The sequence below is a fragment of the Clostridium sp. Marseille-Q5894 genome, from assembly GCF_946902305.1.
Classification (GTDB): domain Bacteria; phylum Bacillota_I; class Bacilli_A; order Erysipelotrichales; family Coprobacillaceae; genus Thomasclavelia.
On record NZ_CAMPPT010000008.1, the window covers coordinates 28,636 to 49,078 of the forward strand.

Genomic DNA, 20,443 nt, shown 5'->3' on the forward strand with positions numbered 1-20,443 from the left:
AGATCTCTACTATTAAAGTAGAGATTTTTATTAGATGATAAGATAGTTAAAATCTGATATAATTACTATAATCAAGTAATTATATACGAGGGAGAAATTATTATGATGGTAAATAGATTTCTAGATCAAATATATGAAGGCTATAGTGTGACAGGTAAAAAATATTGCTTTATTTTAGGAGCAGGAGCTTCTAGAAGTTCTGGGATTCGTACTGGTGAACAATTGATGAAAGAGTGGCATCAGTATTTATGGGCTGATGAAAGAGGCAGTGAATATATAAAAGAATGTGCTGATGATTTAGATCCCCAATACGGTAGAGATATATATAAGCGTTTTTTTAACCAGGATTATACTATTAAAAATGATGATTATTTTGATCTTTTTGATTTACGTTTTGCGGGAAGAACGAATGATGGATATTCTTTTTTGGAAAACGAATTAGAAGGTAAAACACCAAGTTATGGCTATTTTCCACTTGCAATTTTACTTGCGAATACGAGAAATCATTTAGTTATAACTACTAATTTTGATTCGCTGATTGAAGATGCTCTATTAATATACACGGATAAGCATCCCCAAGTAGTAAGTCATGAAAGTTTAGCGCCATATATTTCTGGTGAATTTAAAAGACCAGTAGTAGCTAAGATTCATCGCAGTTTATATTTCAATCCTTTAAATAGAAGAAAAGATATGGATGCTCTAGCGAAAAATTGGGAAGGTGTTTTGAAAAAAGTTCTTAAGTAATATATTCCAATCGTTATTGGTTATGCAGGTGGTGATCATACTTTAATGTCGCTGCTGGAAAAGGAATCAGGTTTATGCAAAGAGGGTATTTACTGGTGCTATGTTGGTGATAAACCAGATGAAAGAGTATATAATGTTGTAAGAAAAAACAAAGGGAGTTTAGTGGAAATAGATGGCTTTGATGAGATAATGTTTCAAATCGCTGAAAAATTTCATGAAGAAGCAAATTTTAATGATCCGGTTGAATATATGAAGCTTCAAACAGAAAAACGGTGTCAAAAATATCAAGATGAATTTAATAAGTTAAAAGAATCGTTAGAGATAAAAAATAATCAATCTAATCAGAAAAATATACTTCAAAAAGATGATATATATACATATATAGAGCGTCAAAACGCTAAAATTCATTATCGTCATAGTTGGGAAGAATTTGAAAATAAAAATTATGAAAAATCATTGGAGGAAATTGATCAAGCAATAAAATTATTTCCCCAAGAATCAAAATATTATTATAGTCGAGGAATCTTTTTACATACATTAAAAAGATTTCATGAAGCATTAGAAGATAAAAATAAGGCAATTGAATTATTACCGCAAAAAGATGATTATTATTATAGCCGCTCAATGACATTGTCCCGATTATTAAAATATGAAGAAGCATTAAAAGATATTGGTTATGCAATTCATTTAAATTCCAGTAAAATGAAATATTATAAGTATGCTATGAAATTATTAAAAGAATTAGAGGGGGATGAAAAAATAGAAGAATAATGTTAAATAATGACAAAAATGTGGTTAATTTTAAACATTACCTCATCTTTTTCTTTATTTTTCTTGCAATTAACGAAAAATATATATATAATAGGTACGTACTTTAGAGTTAAAGGGGGGAATAGTTCGATGGCAAAAACTGTAGTAAGAGAAAATGAATCTTTAGATGATGCTTTACGTCGTTTCAAAAGACAAGTTTCTAGAACAGGAACCCTTGCAGAAGCTCGTAAAAGAGAGTTTTATGTTAAACCAGGTTTAAAAAGAAAATTAAAATCTGAAGCAGCAAGAAAAAACAACAAAGGTAAAAGATAAAAAAATTTGGGCTTTTAAGCCCTTTTTTGTTTGTAAGAGAATTTAATTGAAATAAACGCATTTAGTTAAAAATAAATCATATAATTAGATAGGTGATTTGATGATATATATGGAAAATAAATGCTTATCAATTAAATTTTATGAGTGTTTGATGCTGTTAGAAAATAACATTATTGAAATAAAGATGAAGAATAATATTCTTAGAGTAACAGGTAAAGATTTAGAAATTAGATATTATAGTGATCAAGAAGTTATTATTTATGGGAAGATTGACTGCTTAAGGTTTATATGAAATTTGGATATGATTTATATGAAGTAGTTACAGAGGATATTATTACTTTATTAAAGTCATTTAAAGATGATCGTATAACAGTGTTTCAATTAAATAAAATCGATGATTTTACATATCGATTTTACCTTCCTATTTATCAAAGAATACAAGTTAGAAAATATCATTTAACAGTTATAAAAAGTGTAGGAATCTTATATTATTTATTATTATTGTTTTATCGTAAATTGAGTATGATTGGAGTTATTAGTTTTATCTTAACTATCTTTTTATGCAATCAGTTTATTTTTAGAGTAGAAATAATTGGGAATAATCCAAGTACGACAAAATTAGTAAATGAGGTTTTATCTGATAATCATATCGGTATTGGTGATAAAAAACGCTCTTATGAACAGTTGAATGATATTTATGATGATATGAAAGAAAAATTTAAAGGAAAAATAGATTATTTGAATATCTATCAAGAAGGCAGTGTTCTATTTATTAAATATACTAATAGTGTTAGTGCTAAAAAAATGGAAAAAAGTTTTGAAAATATATATGCTAGTAAAGATGGTGTAATTCAGGAGATAGATGTAAGCAGCGGCAATATTATGGTAAAAGTTAATGATTATGTAAAAAAAGGCGATTTATTAGTATCTAATACAATTACTTCTACCAGTGAAGTTGATAAGATAATAGAGACTCAAGGAATCATCAAAGCTTATACTTATATTGATTATGAAGCGAGTATTGATAAGAAAAAAATGGATGAGGGTGAGGGGTTTAGTTATTTATTATATACAATTCGTGCTAAATTAGGTACTATTGATAAAATAGATAGAGAAAAAGTTTTATCTTATGGTATAATTGATGGCAAGAGAGTATTAAAAATGCAATATATATTAATTGAAGATATTGCAACAAAAGAGGAGAATTAAATGACAGAACAAGTTAAATTAGAAGAATATAGTATAGCTCAATTAAATAATTTTTGTGGAAATCATGATGAAAATTTTAAAATGATTGAAGAAGCTTTAGGAGTAGAAATATCACTTCGTGGTGATGAACTAAGTTTAACTGGAGAAAATAATGATAATTTTAAAAAAGCTAAAAACGTGATTGCTGCTTTGCTGGGGCTGATTTCTAAAGGAATCAATATTACTCGTAGAGATGTGGTCTATGCATTGAAATTAGCTAAAGAAGATAATTTAAGTAGAATTAATGAATTATATAATGTTAGAATTACTAAAACGGCAAGTGGCAAGATGATATATCCTAAAACTTTAGGACAGAAGGAGTACTACTATGCTTTAAAAAGAAACGATGTCGTATTTGGGATTGGACCAGCAGGAACAGGAAAAACATATTTGGCTGTGGTTTTTGCTGTTGATGCTTTAAAAAATAATATTGTAAAGAAAATCGTTCTTACAAGACCAGCTGTAGAAGCAGGGGAGAATTTAGGTTTTTTGCCTGGTGATTTAAAAGAAAAAGTCGATCCTTATTTACGACCATTGTATGATGCTTTACACGATATGCTTGGTTTAGAGCAGACAGAAAGATTAATTGAAAAAGGAGTGATTGAAATTGCTCCTCTTGCTTATATGCGGGGACGTACTTTAGAAGATGCATATGTTATTTTAGATGAAGCCCAAAATACGACAGATAATCAAATGAAGATGTTTTTAACACGTCTAGGATTTAATTCAAAAATGATTATTACGGGAGATATTACACAAATTGATTTACCACGTGGAGTTGAATCGGGGTTAGTAAAAGCATTAAAAATTTTAAAAGATGTTAAAGGAATTTCATTTGTTCATTTAACAGCGATGGATGTAGTAAGACATCCTGTTGTTCAAAGAATTATTGAAAGGTATGAAGGGAAAGATGAATAAAATATTAATTATTGAAGATGATATATCTATTAATAAAATATTAAGTCATGAATTAAAAAATAAAGACTATCAGGTAGATAGTCTTTATGATGGTAAAGATGCGTGTCAAAAAATTCTTTCTAATGATTATGATTTGATTTTGGTGGATTGGATGCTACCGTATAAAGATGGGATAAAAATCATTAAAGAATGTCGTGATAGCGGCTATATCAAACCAATGATTCTGCTTACTGCTAGAAGTGATCAAGATGATATAATTTTGGGACTTGAATCGGGTGCTGATGATTATTTGACGAAACCTTTTCAAGCTAATATTTTAATTGCCAGAATAGAAGCCCATTTACGTCGTTATCATAAACATTTTAAAGGAATTTTAAAATATTTGGATATAAAAATGGATCTAACTAAGCATGAGGTTTATGTTGGTGAAAATAAAATAAATCTTACTAAAGTAGAATATGATCTATTACAGATGTTTTTGGATAATAAAGAAGAAGTTTTGTCACGGCAGGAGTTATTAATGAAAATTTGGAATTTTAACTATGATGGTGATACTAGATTAGTTGATATTCATGTTTTTAAATTGAAATCTAAATTAAAAGAAAGTCAAGCTTGTTTTCAATCTGTAAGAGGAGTTGGTTATAAACTGGTGAAAAAAGATGAATAAAAATTATCAAAAAGTTATTTTTTCATTTATTGTTGTTTGTATCTTATTGATATGGAATATTAGCTATGCATTTATTTATTTAGCTGGTTTTACATTGGTAGTGTTGTATATTATTTATGATACAAATTCAACATATTTACATCAAATCGATTTTTATTGTCGTGAAAAGGAAAATGAGATAAGAGAAGTTGAAGGAGAAAAAGATTTTAATCATAAAATACTTAATTCATTAATTAAAACAATGAATTTACCAATGATTTTTATTAATAAAGAAGGAACTATAATTTTTACAAATCAAAGTTTTAGAGAAGCATTTAATATAAAACATTTGCGAGGGAAATATTATAAAGATATTTTTAAGGGACAGTTATTAAGTGTTGTTGATCAAAGTTATATCTTTGAACGTAAGTTTTCAACTGTTATAACGATTGATGAGCGCTATTATCAAATTGAAACGACACCAGTATTTAGAAATGATATTGTTTTTGATGGCAGTATTATTTTGTTTACAGATGTTTCTCAAGTTAAAGAAATCGAAAAAATGCAAAAACAATTCTTTTCTGACATTTCTCATGAATTAAAGACACCAATGAGTGCGATTATTGGTAGTGTTGAGATCTTAAAAAAGGAAGGAATTCAAAATAAAGAAACTTTTGATGAATTTATGGGTATACTTTTAAAGGAAAGTTATCGCATGCAAAATATTATTGAAGATATTTTGGAACTTTCACGTTTAGAACAGCCTCGAGTAGTTTTATCACCAAAATTAATTGATGTAAATTTATTAATAAAAGATACAGTAGAATTATTTGAACCGCTTGCTAAAGATAAACAGTTGTCATTGATTTATCAAACTAAAATATCTCATGATCTGATGTTGGATGATACTATAATTAAAACAGTTCTTAATAATTTGGTTTCTAATGCAATAAAGTATTCTAATTCTGGTGTTATTTCAATAAAAGCGTATGATGATGATCAAAATTTAATGATCAAAGTACAGGATGAAGGAATTGGAATTTCTAAAACAGATATACCTTTGATTTTTGATCGTTTCTTTCAAGTTGATCGATCTAGAAGCAAAAAACTTGGAACAGGATTAGGATTAAGTATTGTAAAAAGAATGGTAGAACTAAATAATGGTACGATCGAAGTAGAAAGTGAGCTAGGAATTGGTTCAACATTTTCAATAACTTTGCCGATTTTAGAGACAAAATAAAGATCCTTTACAAGTAAACCGTTTTTTCACACAATATAAAAATAATTTGAACAAATTATTTATTTATGATGGTTTTGTAAAGTAAAGGAGTGTTCAAGATGGAAGATAAAAATCGTACAAATGAATTAATAGATGAAAAAGAAACAGTTGAAGATAGACCGCTAGAATCTAAAGAAACTCAAGAGGCAATGTCTAATTTAGAAGCTGAAAAGACTTCAACAAAAGAGGAAGTAACTAAAGAAAACGAAAGCCAAGAAGAAGTGTCAAATTTAGAAGCTTCAATAAAAGAAGGTGTAACTGAAAATGATATATCAAAAGGAAGTGAATCACCGGAAGTAACATCAGACTTTAAATTAGAAGAAGTAACTAAAGAAGATGTATTGAAAGAAAATGAAACTCAAGAAGTAGCGTCTAATTTAGAAGGTAATGAAGCTTCAATAAAAGAAGATATGATTGAAAATGATATATCAAAAGAAAGTGAATCATCGGAAGTAATATCTAACTTTAAATCAGAAGAAACTTTAGGGGAAGTAACTAAAGAAGATACATCGAAAGGATATGAAACTCAAAAAGTGATTGATGAAAATGTCTCACATGAAGCGGCATCTAACTATGGATCAGATAAAGTGATTGATGATAAAATTGAAATGCCAAATTCATCATCTGGTCCTGAGCCAATGAAAACAAGAATAGAAAAAAATAAAGATAGAATTACTAAATCTAATAATTTTAAATTATTCCAAATAGTTTTAGTAATCTTAGTTGTAGTTTCATTAGGCGTTAATGTCTTTATGTTTACACAATTGAATAATGGTAGTTCAAATGTTTTATCAGGTAGCGGAGCAAAAGTTGAGCAAGTTAATTATGATGTTAAGAGCTCTACAAGTGATGTTATTGATAAAGTCAGTGATAGTGTTGTCGGAGTATTAGTTTATTCAAATGGAACTGCTAGTGGTAGCGGAAGTGGTGTAGTATATCGCGTTAATGGTAAAGAAGCTTATATTATCACTAATGCTCATGTTGTCGATGGCTCAAGTGAAGTCCAAGTTGTTTTTTCTAACCAAGAATCAGTTTCTGCAACTGTTTTAGGTAGTGATAGTTATAGTGATATTGCAGTCTTAAAATTAACAGCTGATTTTGATTTGAGTGCAATTAAATGTGGTGATTCAAGTTTATTAGATAAAGGAGAAACAGTTTTAGCAATTGGTAGTCCATTAGGAATTGAATATGCTGGTACTGTTACTCAAGGTATTGTTAGTGGAACAGATCGTACAGTGTCTGTAGATTTAAATGATGATGGTCAAGATGATTGGGATATGAACGTTATTCAAACTGACGCTGCTATTAATCCAGGTAATAGTGGTGGAGCTTTAGTCAACATGGCTGGAGAATTAGTCGGAATTACTTCAATGAAATTATCTGATACATCAGTTGAAGGAATGGGATTTGCTTTACCTATTAATGATGTAATTAAAAGTGTTGAACAAATTATTGAAAACGGAAAAGTTACAAGACCACAATTTGGAATTTCTGGTGTTTCTTTATCTGGATATTCTAGTTATCAATTACGTTACTATCGTATCAATACAGATTTAACAGATGGTATTTACGTTGTTAAAGTAAGTAGTGGTGGAGCAGCTAGTCAAGCTGGTATTCAAGAAGGCGATATTATCGTTGAATTTGATGGTGAAAAAATTACTACTTATAAGAGTTTCTTAACTGCATTATATGCAAAAGAACCAGGTGATAAAGTTTCTGTAGTAATTAATCGTAATGGTAGTGAAAAAACAGTTCAAGTAACTTTAGGAGAACAATAATTTATTAGGTGCTGGTAAAAACAGCACCTTTTTGTTGTAAATGAAAGATAAATATGATATATTTCTAAAAGAAAAGAAAGTCTTCAGGGCAGGGTGTGATTCCCGACCGGCGGTATAGTCCGCGAGCGCAAGCTGAGTAGGTGAAATTCCTACACCGACAGTAAAGTCTGGATGGAAGAATGACATTTATTAGTTAATGATATATGTACTTTTGTCATGGAGATTAGTATTTTCATGATATTTTTTTATTTAAGGAGAGATTATTATGGAAATTACTAAGACAAGAAAATTAGTTTTATCAGCTGCTTTGGCTGCTTTAGGAATGATATTGGGATTATTGGAAATTCCATATCCTTTTGCGCCATGGCTGAATTTGGATTTATCAGAGGTTGTCGTGATCATGGCAATTTCAATGCTGGGCTTTAAATCGGCGTTATTTGTTTGTGTTTGTAAATTTTTAGTTTCAATATTATTTAAAGGACCAGTTGGTCCAATTGCAATTGGTCAAATTACAGCATTGATTGCTTCTTTGACGATTTGTTGTGTTTATTATTTTTTATCACAAAATTTAAAATTAAAGAAAGAATGGCTGGCATATATTATAAATATGTTTATAACGATGTTAATATTTGCAATTGTTTTGTTTATATTAAACTATTTATTTGTAACACCAACATATTTAATGCAAAAACCGACATGGTATAGTGAATTACCTTTTGCATTAGATATAAATTCTTTTAATCAGCAGTATGGAACCAATATCTCTATACCTGGGTTTTTAAATTTTTTATCTCCTTATGGACAAGCGATTTTTATAATTTATTTCCCATTTAACTTTATTAAAGGAGTTATTAGTGCTATTGTTTATTATGTAGTAAGACCGATAGAATCTAAATTCAAGGAGGGATAAGATGAATATTGCTTTGATAGCACATGATCAAAAGAAAACAGAATTGATCGATTTTGTTAAAGAAAATGAAAAATTGTTTGCAAAACATAATTTATATGGTACCGGGACAACTGGTAAAAAGATTATGGAAAATACCGATTTACAAGTAACACGTTTTTTATCAGGACCATATGGTGGCGATCAGCAGATTGGAAACTTAATTGCTTTAGGCCAAATGGATATGGTTTTCTTCTTCCGTGATCCACTTACAGCGCAACCCCATGAACCTGATATAAATGCTTTGATGAGATTATGTGATGTGCACTATATTCCATTAGCCTCAAATAAAGCAACAGCGTTAATGTTATTAAAGTCTTTATAAGATATAAAAAAACCAATCAAAACGATTGGTTTTTAATAAATTATTCAACTTCGATTGCTTCAACAGGGCAGCTTTCAGCAGCTTCTTTAGCTCCGTCAGTGTTATCTTCGCTAACTACAACTGCTAAACCTTCATCACCTAATTCAAAAACATCAGGTGCAACAGCTGTACAAGCCCCACAACCAATACAAGAATCATTTACTGTAATTTTAGCCATTATAAATTCCTCCTTTTTTGTACTCTCATATTATAGCCTAAATTAAATATATTTTCCATTATTTTATAAAGGAATTACCTAAAAAGTATGCTATAATGTTCGTTGAAAGGGTGATTAAGAGTGGTTAATTCACGAATTGATAAATATCGTAATTTAAGAAGTGGTTTGAAAGATGAAGCAGGAATAACTCGCGATAGTATGAATGATGTAATTGACGCGGTGATAGATACTGATGAAGAAGATGAATTTTTAACATCTGTCAATCGACTTTTTGGAAATAAAGATGAAAAAAAAGAAATCGAAGATACACTAACAGAAGCTAAAACATTTGAACAGATGCGCCAAGAAAGCAGTGAAGAAATCAATCGAGCGTTGCGCAGTGCTAAAGCTGGTGTTGGAAAAGAAGCACAATACAATACAAGGATGGATATTTTAAATAAAATTAGAGAACCAGAAAAACAAGTAGTTCGAATTGATAAGTTTGACAATGTTGCCACCTCTCAATTTTCTAAAGGATATTTTGTAAATCCTGATAAAGAAGCTGAGAGTTTAGAAAACACGGAACAGCCAGAAGATAAAGAAGCTAAAAAGAAGATGACTTTGATGGAGCGTTTAGCAAGCATGTCACCGGCTGAAGATGCCAAAAAAGCAAAGATCATCTTAGAAGAAGAGACAAATGTTTTTGAAGATGAGCCAAATGAGGATGATGTGCCTGAACAAACTGCTTCTTTAGAAGATATGTTACGCCAAATCAAGGAAAAAGATCAGCGTGAAGTAGAAAAAGCTTTACAGCAAAAAGAAAAAGATGACAATATAAAAACGATTAAAAATGAAACGGTTGTCCAAACTGAAAGTAAAGAAAAAGATGATGGGAGCCGTGTTGAAGTGGTCGAGAAAAAGAAAAATGATCGTATTGTTAATGTTTTAAATTATGTAATTATATTTTTAGTTATTGTATTTATTTGTTTATGTGGTATGATAGGATACCAGTTATTCTTTTAAACTAAGGTTCACCTTAGTTTTTTTCAAGAAAGAGGGAGGATAATATGAAGAAGATTTCAATTGCAATTGATGGACCAAGTGCTGCTGGTAAAAGCAGTATCGCTAAAATTGTTGCGAAAAAATTAGATTATGTATATATTGATACAGGAGCGATGTATCGCTGTGTTGGTTATTATTGTTTACAAAACAATATTGATCTAGGTGATGAACAAGCTGTATCTGAAGTCTTAAAAGATATTAAGATTACAATGGATAGTGAAAACCGAGTTTATTTAAATGATTGTGATGTTAGTAGTGAAATTCGTCAAGATAAAGTGTCGATGTCAGCAAGTAAAGTTTCAAGTTATCAGGATGTTAGAGAATTTTTAGTTAAGCAGCAGCGTCAAATGGCTAAGGCTGGTGGTGTAATCTTAGACGGTCGTGATATTGGAACTGTTGTTTTGCCTGATGCTGAGCTTAAAATATATCAAAGTGCTAGTGTGGAAACCCGAGCTATGCGTCGTTATTTAGAAAATAAACAGCGGGGGCTACCTGCTGATTTAGAAACTATAAAAAATGATATTGAACAACGAGATTATCAAGATATGAATCGTAAAATCTCGCCATTAAAAAAAGCTGATGATGCCATTGTTTTAGATACTTCAGATTTAAGGATTGAAGAAGTAGTCGATGAAGTATTAAAATTAGTTAAACAAAAGGAAAGTGAGGGATAAGATGGCTGGAGTAGTTGCAATCGTAGGGAGAGCAAATGTTGGTAAATCTACAATATTTAATCGAATTGTTGGGGAAAGAGTTTCTATCGTTGAAGATGTTGCTGGTGTAACTAGAGATCGAATCTATGCAACAGCTACATGGTTGACAAAAGAATTTAGATTGATTGATACTGGTGGAATCGAACTTAAGAATGCATCTTTTACTGCACAAATTAAAATGCAGGCTGAAATTGCCATTGAAGAAGCTGATTTGATTGTTTTTGTTGTTAATGGTCGTGAAGGTGTCACTCAAGAAGATGAATATGTTGCAAGATTATTACAAAGAACAAAAAAACCGATCTTATTAGCCGTTAACAAAATTGATGATAATTCTTTTATTAATGATATTTATGATTTTTATAGTTTAGGGATGGGAGATCCAATTCCCGTATCTGGAAGCCATGGAATTGGAATCGGTGATTTATTAGATGAAATTATTAAAAAATTGGATTTCACAGAAGAAGAATTTGATAAAGATGAGATTCGTTTTTCGATCATTGGTAGACCTAATGTTGGTAAATCATCTCTTACTAATGCAATTTTAGGCGAAGAGCGGGTCATCGTTTCAAATATCGAAGGAACAACACGTGATGCTATTGATACTGCTTTTGAAAAAGATGGTCAAAAGTATCGGGTCATTGATACGGCAGGAATGCGAAAAAAGGGTAAAGTCTATGAAAACGTTGAAAAATATTCAATTTTAAGAGCTTTATCTTCAATTGAAAAAAGTGATGTTATTGTTGTTGTGATCGACGGGGATCGTGGGGTCATTGAACAAGATAAACACGTTGCTGGATATGCTCATGAAGCTGGTAAAGGCGTGATCTTAGTTGTAAATAAATGGGATTTGATTGAAAAAGATGAAAAAACGATGCAGAAAAAAGAAAAAGAATTACGCACGCAGTTTAAGTATTTAGATTATGCACGAATCATTTTTTTATCAGCAAAAACTCATCAAAGAGTTCAACAGTTATTCCCGATGATCCAGGAATCTTATACTAATTCTAATAAAAGAGTTCAAACAAGTGTTTTAAATGATGTTTTGGTTGATGCTCAGGCAATCAATCCAACAACAACTTTTAATGGTGGTAGACTAAAGATCTTTTATGCAAATCAAGTAAGTACCTGCCCACCTACCTTTATTTTATTTGTTAACGATCCTCAATATCTGCATTTTAGTTATAAACGTTATTTAGAAAATCGTTTAAGAGAAGCTTTTGGCTTTGAAGGTACACCAATTCACATTATTTGTCGAAAAAGAGATTAGTAGTGTACTTTGAAAAGATGTTTGTTATAATATACATACAATAATATAAGGATGTGTAATAATGTGTAAAATTGCAGTTTTAGGTACAGGCAGCTGGGCTACTGCCTTAAGTAGAGTTTTAATCGATAATCAAAATGAGATAATGATGTATGGAATCGATCAAAATCAAATCGATGATATAAATATCAATCATCAAAACAGTGCTTTTTTTGAAAATGTGTCTTTAGAAACGGAAATTAAAGCAACTAATAATTTAGAAGAAGCGATGAAAGATATAGATTATTTATTGATTACGATTCCTACCCAATTTGTTAAAGAAACATTACAGCAGGTAAAACCTTTTATTAAGAAAAAGATTACAGTTATCAATGCTTCTAAAGGATTTGATCTAGGAACAAATATGCGGATGTCAGATACGATCCGCAGTGTTTTGGACGAAAGTTTGATCAATCCGGTCGTTTCTTTGATTGGTCCTAGTCATGCAGAAGAAGTAGTGATTAGAATGTTAACAACTGTTTGTGCAGTCTCTTTGGATGAAAAAGCAGCTCAAGATGTACAGACATTATTTTCTAATGACTATTTCAGAGTGTATCGTTTGACCGATGAAGTCGGAGCTGAATATGGTGTGGCAATTAAAAATGTAATTGCGGTAGCTGCCGGAGTGTTAAGTGGTCTTGGTTATGGTGACAATACAAAAGCAGCTTTAATAACTCGGGGATTAGCTGAAATGGTTCGTTACGGAATGAAAAAAGGTGGAAAATTAGAAACGTATATGGGACTTACTGGGGTTGGTGATTTGATCGTTACTTGTTCATCGATTCATTCGCGAAATTTTCAAGCTGGACTTGAAATTGGTAAAACTAATGATGCCCGATCTTTTATGAAAAATAACAAAAAGACTTGTGAGGGAATAAGAACTTGTCGAGTTATTTATGAAGATGCTAAAAAATATGATGATATTGAATTACCAATTATTAATGCAATATATAATGTATTATATAATAATCATGAACCAAAGCGTGAAATTCAACAATTGATGAAAAGGGAATTAAAGATAGAAGGGTAACGTTATTTGAATTCTTTCATATTATATAGTGGTGATAATATGAAAGATGAAGATATTTTTTTAGATAAGGTTGTAAAGAAGACTAATGTTAATAAAAGTGAAATATTAAAATTAGCCAATGATTTACAATCTAAAGATTTGAATAATGAAAATGATATTCGCGATTTTATTGTTTCGGTAGCAAAAGTGACTAATAAATCAATCAGTCCAGGGAAAATTGATAAATTAGTTTCAATGATCAAAACTAATAAAATTCCTCGTGATATTGATAAGATGGTATAAGATGTTAGTGTAAAATAAACGATAAAAACAAGTATTTTTTAGGTTGACTTATGGTATTATTTTATATATAATTGTCATTGCGGTTATAGAAGGGTGATTATTTTGAAATACAATTTACAATGGATTGTTAAGCATCGTGGAAAATTTGAATTTGAAGAAGGACTTACTTTTCCTTCAGAATTATTTGACCAATATGCACAAATTAATGACTTGAAGGACATTATTGTCTCAGGAACCGGTAATCTTGATTTAAAAGATAAACGTTTATATGTTGATCTTAATATCAAGGGGACGATGATTCTTCCATGTGCAATGACATTAGAGGATGTTGAGTATCCTTTTGAGATTAATTCAACAGAGGTGTTTGCTTTTGACAAACCGGCACCTCTTGAAGATGTTCACGAAGTGAAGAAAGATATTGTTGATCTTACTCCCGTGGTATTTGAAAATATTATGCTTGAAGTGCCGATGAGAGTAGTCAAAGATGATGCTAATATTAAATCAGAAGGTAAAGGTTGGAGAATATTAGATAGTAGCAATGCTAGTGAAAATAATGAGGAATACATTGATCCTAGATTAGCTAAATTAAAAGATTATTTTAAAGATTAAACAGGAGGTTATACTGATGGCAGTACCATTTAGAAGAGTATCAAAAACAAGAAGAAATAAGAGAAGAACTCACGATAAGCTTACAGCACCAGCTGTAGTTGTATGTCCAGAATGTGGTGAATACAAAATGTCTCATAAAGTTTGTAAACATTGCGGTACTTACAAAGGGCAAAAAGTTTTATAAGAAATAGCATAAAAGGGCTTTTTTAATAAAAATATTGGACTAATTAACGTTGTTTTACGTTAATTGGTCCTTTTTTTGTTTAAATATCCAAAAATATCTTATTTGAAGAAAAGTCTATACAAAATGGTTTAGAAAGTATATAATGGTGGTACGAAGTGTTAATTTATGTTACTGAGTGTTAAAAAGTGGGTGATTAAAATGTTCATGGGTGAATTTAGACACAATATCGACGCCAAAGGGCGCCTTATTATTCCCTCAAAGTTAAGAGAACAATGTGGTAAGAGTGTAGTTATTACTCGTGGTTTTGATGGTTGTCTAGCTTTATATACCCAAGAAGGTTGGAATGATTATTATCAAAAATTACAAACGTTACCCAAAACCAAAAAAGAAGCTCGTAATTTTGTAAGAATTATCACTTCTAGAGCAAGTGAATGTGAATTTGATAAATTAGGAAGAGTTAATATTCCTAATGTTTTAAGATTGGAAGGCAAATTAGAAAAAGAATGTATCATAGTTGGTGTTGGCGATCATGTTGAAATTTGGAATCAAGCACGATGGGAAGACTATTATGATACAAATAAAGATAATTTTGATGAAATTTCTGAGTCATTAGATGGATTTGATTTATAGGAGAAAATAATGTTTGATCATGTAACGGTATTATTAAATGAAGCAGTGGAAGGTTTGAATATAAAAGAAGATGGGATTTATGTTGATTGTACACTAGGTGGAGCAGGACACAGCTGTGCCATTTTAAAACGTCTTACTACAGGACACTTGTATTGCTTTGATCAAGATCAAACGGCAATTGCAGCAGCTAGAAGTCGACTTAGTGAAATAAGTGATAATTTTACGATCATATATTCAAATTTCGTTAATATTAAAGCAGAATTAAGTAATTTAGGAATAACAAAAGTAGATGGAATCTTATTTGATTTAGGAGTTTCTTCACCTCAATTTGATACTGGTGAAAGAGGGTTTAGCTATAATTATGACGCAAGATTAGATATGCGGATGGATACTAATAATTCTCTTGATGCTTATACGATCGTTAATACCTGGTCGTATGAACAGTTAGTAGAAATTCTATTTAAATATGCTGATGAAAAATTTGCTAAAAGAATCGCGCGTAAAATTGAGCAGTCGCGAGTAAACAAACCAATTGAAACAACGTTTCAATTAGTTGAAATCATTAAAGAAGCAATCCCGGCAGCCGCTCGTAGGAAAGGTGGGCATCCCGCTAAAAGAACTTTTCAGGCGCTAAGAATTGCTGTGAACGATGAATTGAACGTATTTGATCGGGCGTTGAAAGATTCTTTAGCTTTATTAAATAGTGGTGGACGAATTGCGGTGATTACTTTTCATAGTTTAGAAGATAAGATTTGTAAATATACTTTTAATGACGTAACAAAGTTAAAAGATGTGCCACCAGGATTGCCAATTATTCCAGATTATTTATTACCTAAATATAAATTAGTAAATAAAAAAGCAATTATTGCTTCAAAAGAAGAATTAGAAATAAATCATCGGGCCCATTCCGCAAAATTAAGAGTAATAGAGAGGGTGTAATTATGAGACATAGAGTTAAGAAAACAAAGTTTGAAGCTTTTTCACAAAGATTTTTAATCATTTCAATGGTTATCTTCATTTTTGGAATCACTTATGTAAGATCATTGGAGTCCTCTTGCAATCAAGAAGCACAGCAAATAGAAAAAGAAATCAAAGTGCTCCAAGATGAAATAGATAGTTTAGAAATGCTAAAACAAGAATTAGCATCTTTTTCACGTCTTAATGATATTGCAGGTGAAAAAGGTTATACATATAGCAATGAATCTGTAGTTGCCTCTACTACAGAGGCGCCGGCTGAATAATAATGAGTCAGTTTAAAGGTGCAAAGATAGCTTATGTTGTCTTTGCACTAGTTATTTTTTCTTTAGTTGTAAATATTGTATACTTAGGTGTAACTGGTAAACACTTGATTAGCAGTGGTGATATTAAAGCTTTTGCTAAAAGTAGAGGTAAAGTGGAAACCGTTGAATATGCAACTAGAGGAGAAATCTATACTAGCGACAATGAAGTAATTGCAACGAATGTTCAAAAATTCAAATTAATTGCGGTCGTTTCTAGTAAAAGACCAGGTTACGCTAATAAAGAGGCGCACGTAACGGATGTTACAAAGACTGCTAATGAAGTAGCTCCAATTATTGGTATGGATCCTGTAGAAATGGCGCAAAAAATGCAGGAAGCTATTGATAAAGGAAAATATCAAGTAGAATTTGGAAATTATGGAAATAATTTAAGTGCTAACCAAAAGAAGCAGATCGAAGAGACTAAATTAACAGGTTTGGAATTTGAAGAAGCGACTTCTCGTAACTACCCATTAGGAGATTTTTGTAGTTATATCGTTGGTTATGCTAAAAGTGTTGAAGAAAATAATGTTAAAAGTCTTGTTGGTGAGATGGGATTAGAAGCAATATATAATGATACTTTAGCAGGAAAGAATGGATACAAAGTTTATCAAAAAGATGCTAAAGGATATATCTTGCCTAATGGAATATTAAAACAGCAGGATGCCGTTAATGGTCAAGATATCTATTTGACTTTGAATAGTTCTTTACAGCGTGATTTGGATTATTCACTAGCTGTTGAAGCTAGTGGGGCGCAGGCGACGAAAGCAGCTGCAGTGATCATGGAAGCTAAAACTGGTAAGATCTTAGCTTTATCTAGTTATCCATCATTTAATCCTAATGAACGTAATATTGAAGATTATAAGAATTTTTTCTTTGATACAGCTTATGAATGTGGATCAGTATTTAAATCATTCGTATATGCAAGTTCAATTGAAAGCGGCTTATACGATGGCAGTGCGTTATATGAATCTGGTAAATATGATTATGGTGGTAGTCGACCAATCAGAGACCATAATAATGGTGCTGGTTGGGGAAGTATTAGTTATGATGAAGGTTTTTATCGTTCTAGTAATGTTGCTATTTGTAACTTATTAGAAAAAGGATATACTAATCGAGATGATCTTATTGATACATATGAAAAATTAGGGTTCTTTCAATCTAGTAATATCGATGGGTTTGAATCAGCTTCAGGAGTGGCCTTGTATGAAACCGATAAGAGCCGGGCAGCTTATTTAACAACAGGTTTTGGTCAGGGTTCAACAGTTACAATGTTACAATTACTTCGTGCTTACAGTGTTTTTGCTAATGATGGTAAAATGGTTGAACCATATTTAGTTGATCGGATCGTCGATAAAGAAAATAATGAAGTTACATATAGTGGAAAGACACAATTTTCTGAAAAAATATTTTCATCTTCAACAGTAGCGCAAGTGCGTGACCTATTAAAAGGAGTAGTAAATGAAAGTATGGGTACAGCTAGAAAATTTGCTTTAGATAACGGTGTACAAATTATTGGTAAGACCGGGACGGGGCAAATGGTAGGTGAAAATGGTACTTATTCAACGACTGATTATACTAAATCATTTGCGGGAATGGCGCCGTACGATGATCCTCAAATTATCTCGATAGTTGTTTTTCAAGGTCCTGATAATGATACTACTACGCATCAGGCTAATATTATTAAAAATGTAGTACCGACAGCTTTATCTATCGTTTCTTCTTATAATGCTGCTGATAATGAAACAGCAACAGAAGAATATAAATTAGATTCCTATATAAATCAAAGTGTTAATTTTGTAAAATCAAAATTAGAATCAAAAACTTTAAATGTCCAAGTGATTGGAAATGGTTCAACAGTTATCGAACAATTTCCTGAAGCTAAATCAAAAGTCACTAAAAATGATCGTGTTTTCATTAAAACCGAATCATCGGATATTACATTACCAAATTTCACAGGCTGGTCGCGTAAAGATGTATTGACGTTTGGCTCCTTGTCGGGATTAAACATTAGTATTGATGGTGGAAATGGTCTTGTTGCCAGTCAAAGTTTACCAGAAGGAACAATTTTACATAGCGGTGATGCTTTAACTATTACATTACAGTAAGGTCTAATGACCTTACTTTTTTCATATATTATAGAGGTGATTAAGATGATATATGAAATAACTAAACATAAAATAAAATGGGTAAAAATTATAACGGTCGTTATTGTAATAGCAATAATTTTAAAAATTGGTTATATTCAAATCGTTGATCGTGTAAATATTTATAATAAAGCGGTAGATCTGTGGCAAAGAAGTTTTCCTGTTGAAGCCAACCGCGGCTTGATATTAGATAGTGATAATAACGTTTTAGCAACCAATTTAACAACATCGTCATTAGTAGTTGTTCCTAGTCAAATTAAAGATGTTACGATGACAGCTGAAAAATTAGCAGATATTTTGGAAGTTGATGTTAAAGTCATGCAGGAAAAATTAAGTAAAAAAGTATCTATTCAACGGATCCAGCCAGAAGGACGACAATTAGATGATGAAGTTGCTGCTAAAATAAGCAGTTTAAAATTACCTGGAGTTTATTTAATCAAGGATACCAAAAGATATTATCCTAAAGGTAATTATTTGGGCCAAACATTGGGATTTGTAGGAATTGATAATCAGGGGCTGTTAGGATTAGAACTAAAATATGATAGTTATTTAAATGGGAATAATGGTAGTATCGATTATTATATGGATGCTAAGAGTAATCCTTTGACATTGTATCCCAGTGTTTATAGTGCGCCAACTAGTGGTTTTAACTTACAGTTGACGATCGATGGTGACATTCAGGATATTGTTGAACGGGAATTAAATAATGCTTATGACACATATGATCCTGATGGGATCTGGGCTCTAGCGATGGAACCAGCTACTGGTAAAATACTAGCGATGGCATGTAAGCCGGATTTTGATCCTAATGATTACCAAAATGCTGATAAAGATGTTTATAATCATAACATTCCGATTTGGAAGACTTATGAACCAGGATCAACATTTAAAATAATTACATTTGCATCAGCATTAAATGAAAATTTATTTGATATGGATAAAGATACTTATTATGATCAGGGATATGAAATTGTTAGTGGAGCAAGAATCAAGTCATGGAAAAAAGGCGGTCATGGGCTGCAAACTTTTAGGGAAGTACTACAAAATTCTTCGAACCCTGGTTTTGTAGAAATAGGACGACGTCTTGGAAAAGATAAATTATATGAGTATGTAAAGAAATTTGGTTTGACGGAAAAAACGGGAATTGATCTGCCTGGAGAATCAAAAGGAATCATGTTTGATTATGATGCTTTTAATGAACTAGAACAGGCAACTGTAGCTTTTGGCCAGGGAATTTCAGTAACACCAATGCAGCTGGTAAGAGCTGTATGTGCCTGTGTAAATGGGGGAACATTATATCAGCCGTATTTAGTTGATAAAATAATCGACAGTTATACTAATGATATTATTTATGAAAAGCAGCCTGAGGCTTTGCGGACGGTTATTAGTGAAGAGGCTTCTAAAAAAATACGTGATGCCTTGGAAACAGTAGTAACCGATGGTGGGGGTAAAAATGCCTATATCGATGGATATCGAATTGGCGGGAAGACGGGAACAGCCCAAAAAGCAGTAAATGGTAGTTATGTAGATGGTGGTTATATTCTTTCTTTTATTGGAATTGCACCGATTGATGATCCACAAATTGTTCTCTATGTAGCTATGGATAATCCTAAAAATTGTGTACAGTATGGGGGAACGACTGTTGCTCCGATTGCAAGAAAGATGTTAGTGGATATTTTACCAAGCATGGGAATCGAAAAGGTTTCTTCACAGCGCCAAAAAGCTTATACGATCACAGATACTAAAACAGTTAAAGTAGAAAATTATATTGGTAAAACAAAAAAAGAAGTGAGTAATCCAGAATTGAAATTCAAATTTATTGGTGAGGGTGATAAGGTGATCGATCAATTACCACGAGTAGGAGAATATGTAGAGGCTGGTTCTACGATCGTAATTATGTTAGGTTAACAGGCAAAATTTATTTGCCTGTTTTTTATTTGTTGTGGATTAAAATCAAATAATTACTATACTTTTTTATCCTAAAAATTATGATTTATTTAAAATATAAGATTCAAATGAACATAATTTGACTTTTTAAATAGT

24 protein-coding genes and 1 riboswitch are annotated in these 20,443 nt (G+C 31.2%); of the genes, 23 read left to right on the forward strand and 1 reads right to left on the reverse strand.

Annotation, left to right across the window (positions count from 1 at the left end; all coding sequences use genetic code 11):
* Nucleotides 1-102: 102 nt before the first annotated feature.
* The 11 genes from OC535_RS11720 (at nt 103) to OC535_RS11770 (ending at nt 8,967) form a co-directional block, all read left to right on the forward strand.
* Nucleotides 103-744: an SIR2 family protein gene (locus OC535_RS11720; RefSeq protein ID WP_498823910.1), complete on the forward strand. Its 642-nt coding sequence runs from the start codon at nt 103-105 to the stop codon at nt 742-744.
* Between the two features lie 45 nt (nt 745-789).
* A complete protein-coding gene (locus OC535_RS11725) occupies nt 790-1,515 on the forward strand; it encodes a tetratricopeptide repeat protein (protein WP_498823911.1) in 726 nt (241 codons plus the stop codon).
* Between the two features lie 129 nt (nt 1,516-1,644).
* Nucleotides 1,645-1,827: a 30S ribosomal protein S21 gene (rpsU, locus tag OC535_RS11730; RefSeq protein WP_003534573.1), complete on the forward strand. Its 183-nt coding sequence runs from the start codon at nt 1,645-1,647 to the stop codon at nt 1,825-1,827.
* A gap of 100 nt (nt 1,828-1,927) precedes the next feature.
* The gene (locus OC535_RS11735) at nt 1,928-2,119 is read left to right on the forward strand and encodes a YabP/YqfC family sporulation protein (RefSeq protein WP_024721879.1); all 192 of its coding nucleotides are present in this window, start codon (nt 1,928-1,930) and stop codon (nt 2,117-2,119) included.
* A complete protein-coding gene (locus OC535_RS11740) occupies nt 2,116-3,036 on the forward strand; it encodes a sporulation protein YqfD (protein ID WP_024721880.1) in 921 nt (306 codons plus the stop codon). Before OC535_RS11735 ends, OC535_RS11740 begins: the two co-directional genes overlap by 4 nt.
* A complete protein-coding gene (locus OC535_RS11745) occupies nt 3,037-3,993 on the forward strand; it encodes a PhoH family protein (protein WP_024721881.1) in 957 nt (318 codons plus the stop codon).
* Complete coding sequence (locus tag OC535_RS11750; RefSeq protein ID WP_227052918.1) at nt 3,986-4,660, forward strand: response regulator transcription factor; 675 nt, start codon at nt 3,986-3,988, stop codon at nt 4,658-4,660. The genes OC535_RS11745 and OC535_RS11750 overlap by 8 nt, the downstream gene beginning before the upstream one ends.
* A complete protein-coding gene (locus tag OC535_RS11755; RefSeq protein WP_024721882.1) occupies nt 4,653-5,879 on the forward strand; it encodes a sensor histidine kinase in 1,227 nt (408 codons plus the stop codon). The genes OC535_RS11750 and OC535_RS11755 overlap by 8 nt, the downstream gene beginning before the upstream one ends.
* A 98-nt stretch (nt 5,880-5,977) precedes the next feature.
* Nucleotides 5,978-7,696 (forward strand): S1C family serine protease, encoded by a 1,719-nt coding sequence (locus tag OC535_RS11760; protein WP_227052919.1) that lies wholly within the window; start codon nt 5,978-5,980, stop codon nt 7,694-7,696.
* A 75-nt stretch (nt 7,697-7,771) separates the two neighbouring features.
* Nucleotides 7,772-7,884, forward strand: a riboswitch (FMN riboswitch).
* 77 nt (nt 7,885-7,961) lie between these two features.
* Nucleotides 7,962-8,606, forward strand: a complete 645-nt coding sequence (locus tag OC535_RS11765) for an ECF transporter S component (protein ID WP_024721883.1) — start codon at nt 7,962-7,964, stop codon at nt 8,604-8,606.
* Nucleotide 8,607: 1 nt separating this feature from the next.
* Nucleotides 8,608-8,967, forward strand: a complete 360-nt coding sequence (locus OC535_RS11770) for a methylglyoxal synthase (RefSeq protein ID WP_024721884.1) — start codon at nt 8,608-8,610, stop codon at nt 8,965-8,967.
* A gap of 40 nt (nt 8,968-9,007) precedes the next feature.
* Here OC535_RS11770 and OC535_RS11775 read toward each other — a convergent pair whose 3' ends face one another.
* A complete protein-coding gene (locus OC535_RS11775; RefSeq protein ID WP_024721885.1) occupies nt 9,008-9,184 on the reverse strand; it encodes a ferredoxin in 177 nt (58 codons plus the stop codon).
* 120 nt (nt 9,185-9,304) lie between these two features.
* Here OC535_RS11775 and OC535_RS11780 point away from each other — a divergent pair, with 120 nt between their 5' ends.
* From OC535_RS11780 to OC535_RS11835, 12 genes are all read left to right on the forward strand, one after another.
* Nucleotides 9,305-10,186, forward strand: coding sequence for a hypothetical protein (locus tag OC535_RS11780; RefSeq protein WP_024721886.1), 882 nt, complete (start codon nt 9,305-9,307; stop codon nt 10,184-10,186).
* A gap of 44 nt (nt 10,187-10,230) precedes the next feature.
* On the forward strand, nt 10,231-10,899 hold the full coding sequence (cmk, locus tag OC535_RS11785) for a (d)CMP kinase (RefSeq protein ID WP_024721887.1): 669 nt from the start codon (nt 10,231-10,233) through the stop codon (nt 10,897-10,899).
* Nucleotide 10,900: 1 nt separating this feature from the next.
* Complete coding sequence (gene der / locus OC535_RS11790) at nt 10,901-12,205, forward strand: ribosome biogenesis GTPase Der (protein WP_024721888.1); 1,305 nt, start codon at nt 10,901-10,903, stop codon at nt 12,203-12,205.
* A 61-nt stretch (nt 12,206-12,266) separates the two neighbouring features.
* Complete coding sequence (locus OC535_RS11795; protein WP_024721889.1) at nt 12,267-13,271, forward strand: NAD(P)H-dependent glycerol-3-phosphate dehydrogenase; 1,005 nt, start codon at nt 12,267-12,269, stop codon at nt 13,269-13,271.
* A gap of 39 nt (nt 13,272-13,310) precedes the next feature.
* Entirely contained in the window at nt 13,311-13,553 is a 243-nt protein-coding gene (locus OC535_RS11800) for a stage VI sporulation protein F (RefSeq protein ID WP_024721890.1), read from the forward strand.
* Between the two features lie 102 nt (nt 13,554-13,655).
* Nucleotides 13,656-14,162, forward strand: a complete 507-nt coding sequence (locus OC535_RS11805; RefSeq protein WP_024721891.1) for a YceD family protein — start codon at nt 13,656-13,658, stop codon at nt 14,160-14,162.
* Nucleotides 14,163-14,178: 16 nt separating this feature from the next.
* Entirely contained in the window at nt 14,179-14,346 is a 168-nt protein-coding gene (rpmF, locus tag OC535_RS11810) for a 50S ribosomal protein L32 (protein ID WP_024721892.1), read from the forward strand.
* A gap of 204 nt (nt 14,347-14,550) precedes the next feature.
* Nucleotides 14,551-14,976: a division/cell wall cluster transcriptional repressor MraZ gene (gene mraZ / locus OC535_RS11815; protein WP_498823912.1), complete on the forward strand. Its 426-nt coding sequence runs from the start codon at nt 14,551-14,553 to the stop codon at nt 14,974-14,976.
* A gap of 6 nt (nt 14,977-14,982) precedes the next feature.
* The gene (gene rsmH / locus OC535_RS11820; RefSeq protein WP_498823954.1) at nt 14,983-15,915 is read left to right on the forward strand and encodes a 16S rRNA (cytosine(1402)-N(4))-methyltransferase RsmH; all 933 of its coding nucleotides are present in this window, start codon (nt 14,983-14,985) and stop codon (nt 15,913-15,915) included.
* 2 nt (nt 15,916-15,917) lie between these two features.
* On the forward strand, nt 15,918-16,217 hold the full coding sequence (locus OC535_RS11825) for a hypothetical protein (RefSeq protein WP_498823913.1): 300 nt from the start codon (nt 15,918-15,920) through the stop codon (nt 16,215-16,217).
* A gap of 2 nt (nt 16,218-16,219) precedes the next feature.
* Nucleotides 16,220-18,361: a penicillin-binding protein gene (locus OC535_RS11830; protein ID WP_498823914.1), complete on the forward strand. Its 2,142-nt coding sequence runs from the start codon at nt 16,220-16,222 to the stop codon at nt 18,359-18,361.
* A 45-nt stretch (nt 18,362-18,406) separates the two neighbouring features.
* Nucleotides 18,407-20,308: a penicillin-binding transpeptidase domain-containing protein gene (locus OC535_RS11835; protein ID WP_227052924.1), complete on the forward strand. Its 1,902-nt coding sequence runs from the start codon at nt 18,407-18,409 to the stop codon at nt 20,306-20,308.
* Nucleotides 20,309-20,443 lie beyond the last annotated feature (135 nt).

Excerpts from the sequence above, each read along its gene's own strand:
- OC535_RS11760 (WP_227052919.1), top strand. The coding sequence starts at position 5,978 with ATGGAAGATAAAAATCGTACAAATGAATTAATAGATGAAAAAGAAACA.
- OC535_RS11795 (WP_024721889.1), top strand. The coding sequence starts at position 12,267 with ATGTGTAAAATTGCAGTTTTAGGTACAGGCAGCTGGGCTACTGCCTTA.
- der (WP_024721888.1), top strand. The coding sequence starts at position 10,901 with ATGGCTGGAGTAGTTGCAATCGTAGGGAGAGCAAATGTTGGTAAATCT.
- mraZ (WP_498823912.1), top strand. The coding sequence starts at position 14,551 with ATGGGTGAATTTAGACACAATATCGACGCCAAAGGGCGCCTTATTATT.
- OC535_RS11745 (WP_024721881.1), top strand. The coding sequence starts at position 3,037 with ATGACAGAACAAGTTAAATTAGAAGAATATAGTATAGCTCAATTAAAT.
- OC535_RS11775 (WP_024721885.1), bottom strand. The coding sequence starts at position 9,184 with ATGGCTAAAATTACAGTAAATGATTCTTGTATTGGTTGTGGGGCTTGT.
- OC535_RS11740 (WP_024721880.1), top strand. The coding sequence starts at position 2,116 with ATGAAATTTGGATATGATTTATATGAAGTAGTTACAGAGGATATTATT.
- OC535_RS11830 (WP_498823914.1), top strand. The coding sequence starts at position 16,220 with ATGAGTCAGTTTAAAGGTGCAAAGATAGCTTATGTTGTCTTTGCACTA.
- OC535_RS11750 (WP_227052918.1), top strand. The coding sequence starts at position 3,986 with ATGAATAAAATATTAATTATTGAAGATGATATATCTATTAATAAAATA.
- cmk (WP_024721887.1), top strand. The coding sequence starts at position 10,231 with ATGAAGAAGATTTCAATTGCAATTGATGGACCAAGTGCTGCTGGTAAA.
- rpmF (WP_024721892.1), top strand. The coding sequence starts at position 14,179 with ATGGCAGTACCATTTAGAAGAGTATCAAAAACAAGAAGAAATAAGAGA.
- OC535_RS11725 (WP_498823911.1), top strand. The coding sequence starts at position 790 with ATGTCGCTGCTGGAAAAGGAATCAGGTTTATGCAAAGAGGGTATTTAC.
- OC535_RS11735 (WP_024721879.1), top strand. The coding sequence starts at position 1,928 with ATGATATATATGGAAAATAAATGCTTATCAATTAAATTTTATGAGTGT.
- OC535_RS11835 (WP_227052924.1), top strand. The coding sequence starts at position 18,407 with ATGATATATGAAATAACTAAACATAAAATAAAATGGGTAAAAATTATA.
- rpsU (WP_003534573.1), top strand. The coding sequence starts at position 1,645 with ATGGCAAAAACTGTAGTAAGAGAAAATGAATCTTTAGATGATGCTTTA.
- OC535_RS11720 (WP_498823910.1), top strand. The coding sequence starts at position 103 with ATGATGGTAAATAGATTTCTAGATCAAATATATGAAGGCTATAGTGTG.
- OC535_RS11825 (WP_498823913.1), top strand. The coding sequence starts at position 15,918 with ATGAGACATAGAGTTAAGAAAACAAAGTTTGAAGCTTTTTCACAAAGA.
- OC535_RS11800 (WP_024721890.1), top strand. The coding sequence starts at position 13,311 with ATGAAAGATGAAGATATTTTTTTAGATAAGGTTGTAAAGAAGACTAAT.
- OC535_RS11770 (WP_024721884.1), top strand. The coding sequence starts at position 8,608 with ATGAATATTGCTTTGATAGCACATGATCAAAAGAAAACAGAATTGATC.
- OC535_RS11755 (WP_024721882.1), top strand. The coding sequence starts at position 4,653 with ATGAATAAAAATTATCAAAAAGTTATTTTTTCATTTATTGTTGTTTGT.
- OC535_RS11765 (WP_024721883.1), top strand. The coding sequence starts at position 7,962 with ATGGAAATTACTAAGACAAGAAAATTAGTTTTATCAGCTGCTTTGGCT.